Origin of the sequence: Siccirubricoccus soli (assembly GCF_024178315.1) — a bacterium.
GTDB lineage: Bacteria > Pseudomonadota > Alphaproteobacteria > Acetobacterales > Acetobacteraceae > Siccirubricoccus > Siccirubricoccus soli.
In genome coordinates, this window is sequence record NZ_JAMZIK010000074.1 from 1 (window position 1) to 6,288 (window position 6,288).

At 71.8% G+C, this 6,288-nt stretch carries 6 protein-coding genes; 1 reads left to right on the plus strand and 5 read right to left on the minus strand.

Annotated elements, in window-relative coordinates; translation table 11 throughout:
* From NJ376_RS29300 to NJ376_RS12650, 4 genes are all read right to left on the minus strand, one after another.
* Positions 1 to 89 (minus strand): Lin0512 family protein (locus NJ376_RS29300; RefSeq protein ID WP_370288221.1); only part of this gene is annotated, 89 nt, incomplete at its 3' end.
* A 207-nt stretch (positions 90 to 296) separates the two neighbouring features.
* Positions 297 to 1,871, minus strand: a complete 1,575-nt coding sequence (locus tag NJ376_RS12640; protein WP_252953627.1) for an ABC transporter substrate-binding protein — start codon at positions 1,869 to 1,871, stop codon at positions 297 to 299.
* A gap of 187 nt (positions 1,872 to 2,058) precedes the next feature.
* Positions 2,059 to 3,039 carry a Bug family tripartite tricarboxylate transporter substrate binding protein gene (locus NJ376_RS12645; RefSeq protein WP_252953628.1) on the minus strand — a complete coding sequence of 327 codons (981 nt, stop codon included), beginning with the start codon at positions 3,037 to 3,039 and terminating at the stop codon, positions 2,059 to 2,061.
* A 92-nt stretch (positions 3,040 to 3,131) separates the two neighbouring features.
* Complete coding sequence (locus tag NJ376_RS12650) at positions 3,132 to 4,082, minus strand: radical SAM protein (protein ID WP_252953629.1); 951 nt, start codon at positions 4,080 to 4,082, stop codon at positions 3,132 to 3,134.
* Between the two features lie 203 nt (positions 4,083 to 4,285).
* Between NJ376_RS12650 and NJ376_RS12655 the strand changes: the two genes are divergently transcribed.
* The gene (locus tag NJ376_RS12655) at positions 4,286 to 5,275 is read left to right on the plus strand and encodes a hypothetical protein (RefSeq protein ID WP_252953630.1); all 990 of its coding nucleotides are present in this window, start codon (positions 4,286 to 4,288) and stop codon (positions 5,273 to 5,275) included.
* 161 nt (positions 5,276 to 5,436) lie between these two features.
* Here the strand turns inward: NJ376_RS12655 and NJ376_RS12660 are convergent, their stop codons facing one another.
* Positions 5,437 to 6,210: a sterol desaturase family protein gene (locus NJ376_RS12660; protein ID WP_252953631.1), complete on the minus strand. Its 774-nt coding sequence runs from the start codon at positions 6,208 to 6,210 to the stop codon at positions 5,437 to 5,439.
* Positions 6,211 to 6,288: the final 78 nt, after the last annotated feature.

Sequence of the window (6,288 nt, forward strand, 5' to 3'; positions counted from 1 at the left end):
CGCAGCGCCCGCACCGCGGCCTTGGTGCTGTCCAGGCCGCGGATATCGGTCCCCATGCCGATCTCCAACACCATGCGCTTCATCGCCATGCCTGCTTCCTCTCCGCTTCACGCCTCCGGTGCTCGGCTCCGCCTGCGCCCTCCGACGATCGGCAGCTTCGCCGATCCGCTTCACGCCTCCGGTGCTCGGCTCCGCCTGCGCCCTCCGACGATCGGCAGCTTCGCCGATCCGCTTCACGCCTCCGGTGCTCGGCTCCGCCTGCGCCCTCCGGCGATCGGATCAGGCGCACGCGACGCTCAGCCCTTCTCCACATTCCAGAAGACCGGCACCGGCCCCTTCAGCAACCCTTTCAGATTGCTCCGCCAGGCGCTGGGCGGGAAGTACTGGCCGAGCGGGATGAAGGGCACCGTCTCGAAGGAGCGGGCCTGGATCGCCTGGTCCAGCCGGCGCAGCTCCGCCTCATCCGTGCTGTCCATCCAGGCGTCGCGCATCCGCTCCACCTCCGGGTCGTCCGGCCAGCCGAACCAGGCCGCCCGGCCATTGCCGCGCAGATTGGTGGCGAAGACCGGGTCGCGGTACTCGGCGGCGGGAAAGCCGGAGGGGAAGAGCGACCAGCCGCCCTTCTCCAGCGGCTCGGTATTGGCGCGGCGCTGCACGATGGTGCCCCAATCCATCGACTGGTCGTCGATGTTCAGCCCGATCTCGCGCCAGGCGGCGACGCAGACGCTGGTGAAGGCATCGTAGAAGGTCTGGTCGGTCGGGTGCATGCAGACGATGCGCTCGCCCTTGTAGCCGGATTGGGCCAGCATGGTGCGCAGCCGCGCCTTGTCCGGCCGCTGCCGCACCGCCTCCATCCCGGCATCATTGGCGGAAGGCGTGCCGGGCAGGAAATAGCCGACCGGCGCGCGGTAGAGCGAGCGGTCCTCGCCCATCGCGCCTGTCATCACCTCCTGCTGGTCCACCGCCGCCATCATCACCCGGCGCAGCGCGGCACTGGTCGTCGGCCCTTGCAGATGGTTGAGCCGGATGGCGCCGAAGGTACCGTAATTGTCGATGACTCCGACCTCGACGCCGCGCGCCCGCTTCAGCCGCGACAGCAGATCCGGCAAGGGCTGGTCGATCCAGTCCACCTCGCCATTGATCAACGCATTCGCCGCCGTCGCCGCATCCGGGATGAAGCGCCACTCCACTCGGTCCACCAGCACGCGGTGGGCGCCGGCGGCGTGGCTGGGCGCCTCGTCGCGCGGGCGGTAGCCGTCGAATTTGGCGAAGACCGCCAGGCTGCCGGGCACATACTCCTCTGGCACCCAGCGGAAGGGGCCGCTGCCGACGAACTCCGCCACTTGGCGATAGGGGTCGGTCGCCGCCAGCCGGGCGGGCATGATGACGGGGCTGGGCTGGGTCTTGGCCAGGGCGTAAGGCAGCGAGGCGAAGGGCTTGCTCAGCCGCCAGACCAGGGTGCGGTCATCCGGCGCCTCCAGCGCCTCCAGCCGCGCCTTGATGGTCTGCCCGACCGGGTCGCGCACCATCCAGCGCTGCAGGCTGGCGACGCAATCCCGCGCCAGCACGGGCTCGCCATCATGGAAGCGCAGCCCCTCGCGCAGCCGCATGGTCCAGCGCTTCGCATTGTCCTCCATGCGGTGCCCCTCCAGCATCAAGGGCTGGGGGTTGAGCTGCTCGTCGCGGCCATAGAGCGTCTCGAACAGCATGGTCGCGGCGTTGCGGGTGACGACGGCGGTGGTCCAGACCGGGTCCAGGCTGCCGATGCTGGCCTGCGGCACATGCACCAGTACCTTGGGGGTTTGGCCGAGGGCAGGACGGGCCAGGGCAAGGGCGGCCCCGGTCGCCAGCAGATTGCGGCGTCGCAGCATGGTTTCCTCCCGTGTTTGTCGGGAAGTGTCCACTCCTTCGGGGCGGGCTGCAATCGGGGGGGTCGAGGGAGGGCTTTGCCCTCCCTCGAGCACCCACCCACCAAAGGCCGAAAGGCCTTTGGAAATCACGTCTTGCAGCCCAGCAAGCCGGGTACACGACTCGGCGAAAGGTGCGGCGCCCTGCTGTTCAGCGGCTGGTGGCGATGCCCGCCTCCGCGATCACCTTCGCCCATTTCGGAATGTCACGCGCGATGACCTCGCGCATCGCCTCCGGCGTGCCGGGCAGGACATCCAAGCCGAGCTGGGCGAAGCGCGCCTGCATCTCCGCATCCGCCAGCACCCGCCTGGCATCGGCGTTCACCCGCTCGATGACGGCCGGCGGGGTGCCGGCCGGCCCCATCAGCCCGAACCAGGAAATCGCCTCGAAGCCGGGGAAGCCCTGCTCCGCCACGGTCGGGACATCCGGCACGGTGGGCGAGCGCTGGAGCGAGGTGATGGCGACACAGCGCAGCTTGCCGTCCCGCACCATCGCCATGGCGGCGCCGGTATTCTGGATGCCGATCGGCACCACGCCGTTCAGCACATCCGCGAGGTTGGCGCCGCGATAGGGGATGTGCTCCATGCGGATGCCGGCCTGGTGGCACAGCATCTCCCCGGCGATGTGCTGCGGCGTGCCGACGCCGGGCGTGCCATAGACCAGGCTGCCCGGCTCCGCCTTCGCCCGGGCGATGATCTCCGGCAGCGTCTTCTGCGGCAGGTCGAGATTGGTGAAGATCAGCGAGCCCATGGTCAGCACCAGCCCGATCGCGGCCAAATCCTTCCGCGGGTCGAAGGGCAGGGTCTGCAGGCTGGGCACGATGGTCAGCGCGCCATTGGCGCCGAACAGCAGGGTATGGCCGTCCGGCGCCGCCTTCGCCACCCGGTCGGCGCCGATGGCGCCGCCATTGCCCGGGATGTTCTCCACCACCACCGGCTGTCCCCAGAGCTCGGCGAAGCGCTGGGCGAAGATGCGGCCGGTGATGTCCGTGGCGCTGCCAGGGGTGAAGCCCACCACCAGCCGCACCGGCCGGCTTGGCCAGCCGGCTTGGGCCAGGGAGGGCGCCGCCAGCCCCGTGCCCACCACCCCGGCCGCGCCCAGCAGCGCCCGGCGAGACCATGCGTGATGCATGCCGCTTCCTCCTTCCCGGCGCCTTGGCGGCGCATCCCCGTGTTACGCCGGAAGGGTAAAGGGATCGCTCCGCCCGCGTCCAGAACGGCCTGTCAACGGGAACAGGCGGCGCCGCCGAGGACGCAGAATTTCGCACAATGCGGGTGGTTCAGCGGCACCGGTCGGGCCGCCTCGGCCAGGGTCGCGCCCAGTTCGAATTGCGGGTCGTAGGGCAGCAGGGTGCAGGCCAGCACCGCCGGCCGCGCCGCTCCGCGCCGCTTCACCACCATGCGCGCCGAGGCGCACATCAGGCTATCGGGCGATTTCTTCAGGATACCCCAACAGGCGGTGGTGATCTCCGGCACGTCCACCGCCGCATCCATCTCCGGGAAGAGCATCAGCGCCACCGGGTCCTCGGCGTCGATCGGGATGCCATGGCGGGCGAAGAGCCGGGCGAAGCCGGCGCGCATCGCCGCCTCACCCTCTCCGCCGAAGCCGGCGCGGCCGGCGACATGCACGCGGAAGCCCCGCGCCGCCAGCCAGGCCAGCCCCTCCAGCGCCTGGACGAAGCTGCCCTCCTGCCGCTCCGCGTCATGGATCGCCGGATCGTAGTGGTCGAGGCTGACGCGGAGCGTGAGGTGCTCGCCATGCGCCGCGCGCAGCGCCAGCAGGGCGGCGGCGTGGTTGCGCATCGGCTTCATCGCATTGGTCAGCACCAGGGCACGGAAGCCGCGCCCGAGCACCGCCGCCAGCATCGCCGGCAGCTCCCGGTTCAGGAAGGGCTCGCCGCCAGTGAAGCCGATCTCGGTCACCGGCAGCGCCTCCCGTGCGATCTCCTCCAGGAAGGGGTCGAGCTCCGCCGCCGAGAGATAGGCCAGCGCGTCGTTGCGCGGGCTGCTCTCGATGTAGCAATGGCGGCAGGTGATGTTGCAGAGCGTGCCGGTATTCACCCAGAGCGTCCGCAGCGCCGCGAGGGCGACGGTGGCCCGCGCCTCGCCCTTCGCCGTCACCAGCGGGTTGCGGAATTTCTCCGAGGCCAGCGGGCGCTGGGCCGACTCTGCCACCAATTCGGGTCTCCTGGTCTCGTGCCGGCTGCTGGGCCGGGGTCCTGCGGCCGCCCATGGCGGCCTTCCGGGGCGCCGCCGTGCCGGGCCGGGGTAGGCATCCTGCGGGCTCCTGTGCGCCGGGCGCAAGGCCACAAGGCCGGGCACCGGGGCCGGCATACATCCGGTTAACCCCCGCGTGAGACTTTCCCGGCGTGGACCCCGTGACCCATCCTACCCTGCCGGACCCTCGAAGCTTCGACCCGGTGACCTTCCCGGGCGCCGTCGGGCTGGGGGAATGGCCGCCGCCGCGCTTCGACTTCGCCGCGGCCGTGCTGCGCGAGCCCGGGCTGCGCTTCGAGCGCGACGCCGCCGGCGCCATCGCCGTGGTGCGCCGCTTCGACCATATCCGCCTGGTCATGGACATCGAGCGGGCGCATCTGATGTTCGAGATCCAGCCGGGCAGCCGGGACTTCCTGCTGCTCCGCCTGGTGCCCGCCGCGCTGCGCCATGTGGAGACGGTGGCGCCGCAGGACCCCGTGCCGCCCACGCTGCGGGGCGAGGACCCGCCTTTGCCGGAGGAGCACCACATCTACGCCGCCACCACCGCGCTGGTGGAGGCCATGGCGGCGACGGCGCAGGAGGAAGCGGTCGCGCTCTGCGATTCCATCCGCCGGGTACCGCCGGGGGCCGACATGTTCGAGCAGGCGGTGGCCCGCTGCATCACCCGGGACGGGTTGCCGCTGGAGACGGTGGCGCCGCTCGCCCGCCGGCTGCAGCGCCTGGCCAATGCCCATGCCGGCGCCCTGGCCGCCGCCGCGGCCCAGCCGGATTACCGCGCCATGGAGCGCATGGTGAGCCTGACCCACAAGGTGCTGGGGGATGACCGGCGCTGGGCGAACGATCTGCTGACCCTGGCCCTCGGCTCCCTCGGCCCGGTGATCGACCGGCCGCGCCGCACCATGGAACAGGTGGTGCGGGAGGCCGATGCCAGCCTGCGCCGCCCCGGCGCGCTGCAGAATCTCAGCCGGCTCATCACCAAGCAGCGCAGCCTGCGGGACCGGCTGACGGACCTCACCCTGTTCTGGGGCCGCACCGCCACGGCCTGGCTGGCGGTGCATCCGGAGACCACGGACCGGCGGGAGATCGAGGCGCTGGCGCGGAACACGCTGCGCCGGCTCTCCATCCACTCCCTCTACCAGCCGCCGGAGTAGATCCCGCGAGGTTGCTGCGCCTGGCCGCGGGGGTGCCTTCCTGCCCACGCAGCCGCTGGCGCGGCTTCGCGGTGGCCCCGGACTCCGTCGTCACCGGTGCCTTGCGCAGCCTGTCGCGGCATGGCCGCGAATGGGCGAGCCGTGGATGCCCTGCGCCAGCCTCAAGGGACGCGGCGGAAGGGCTGCAGCAGCAGCCGGTCCAGCCGCTGCTCGGCCTCGGCGCGCCAGCCGGGCAGGCCGATCACCACCGCCTCCCCCGCCGCCGGCGCGGCGCGGTAGCTGCCGAACAGCCGGTCCCACCAGGGCAGGCAGAAGCCGAAGCAGCTATCCGTCTCGGCCGGCACCTCGGAATGGTGGGTGCGGTGCATCTCCGGCGTCACCAGCACCAGGCGCAGCGCGCGCTCCAGCCGCGGCGGCAGGCGGATGGCGGCGTGGTTGAACATGGCCGTCGCGTTCAGCAGCACCTCGAAGGCCAGCACCGCCACGGGCGGCGCTCCCAGGGCCACCACCGCCGCCATCTTCAGCGCCATGGAGAGCAGGATCTCCAGCGGGTGGAAGCGCAGCGCGGTGGTGGCATCGACCGAGGGGTCGGCATGGTGGACCCGGTGCAGCCGCCAGAGCAGCGGCACCGCATGGCTCACCCGGTGCTGGGCATAGATCAGCAGGTCGAGCGCCAGCAACGCCACCGGCAGGGCGAGCCAGAGCGGCGCCCCGGCCAGCAGCCCGATCCCCCGCGTCTCCGCCCAGAGGGCGGCGCCGACCGCCGCGGCCGGGAGCGTGGCCCGCACCGCCAGGGCGCCGAGCACCCCGAGGCCGAGATTGCCCGGCCAGCGCGCGGGCGTGGCGCGGCGCCAGGGCCGCAGCCTTTCGGCCAGCAGCAGCGCGGCCAGCACCCCGAGGAAGACGGCAAGGCGGATCAGCGAGTCCCGTGGCATGGCGGAAAATTGGGGCGTTGGGCGTCAGCCTCCAAGCAGCGGGCCGGGCATTACGGCGGCGGCGATGCAGAGCTCCGG

Coding starts and splice junctions, on each gene's coding strand:
- NJ376_RS12640 (WP_252953627.1), bottom strand. CDS start 1,871: ATGCTGCGACGCCGCAATCTGCTGGCGACCGGGGCCGCCCTTGCCCTG.
- NJ376_RS12645 (WP_252953628.1), bottom strand. CDS start 3,039: ATGCATCACGCATGGTCTCGCCGGGCGCTGCTGGGCGCGGCCGGGGTG.
- NJ376_RS12660 (WP_252953631.1), bottom strand. CDS start 6,210: ATGCCACGGGACTCGCTGATCCGCCTTGCCGTCTTCCTCGGGGTGCTG.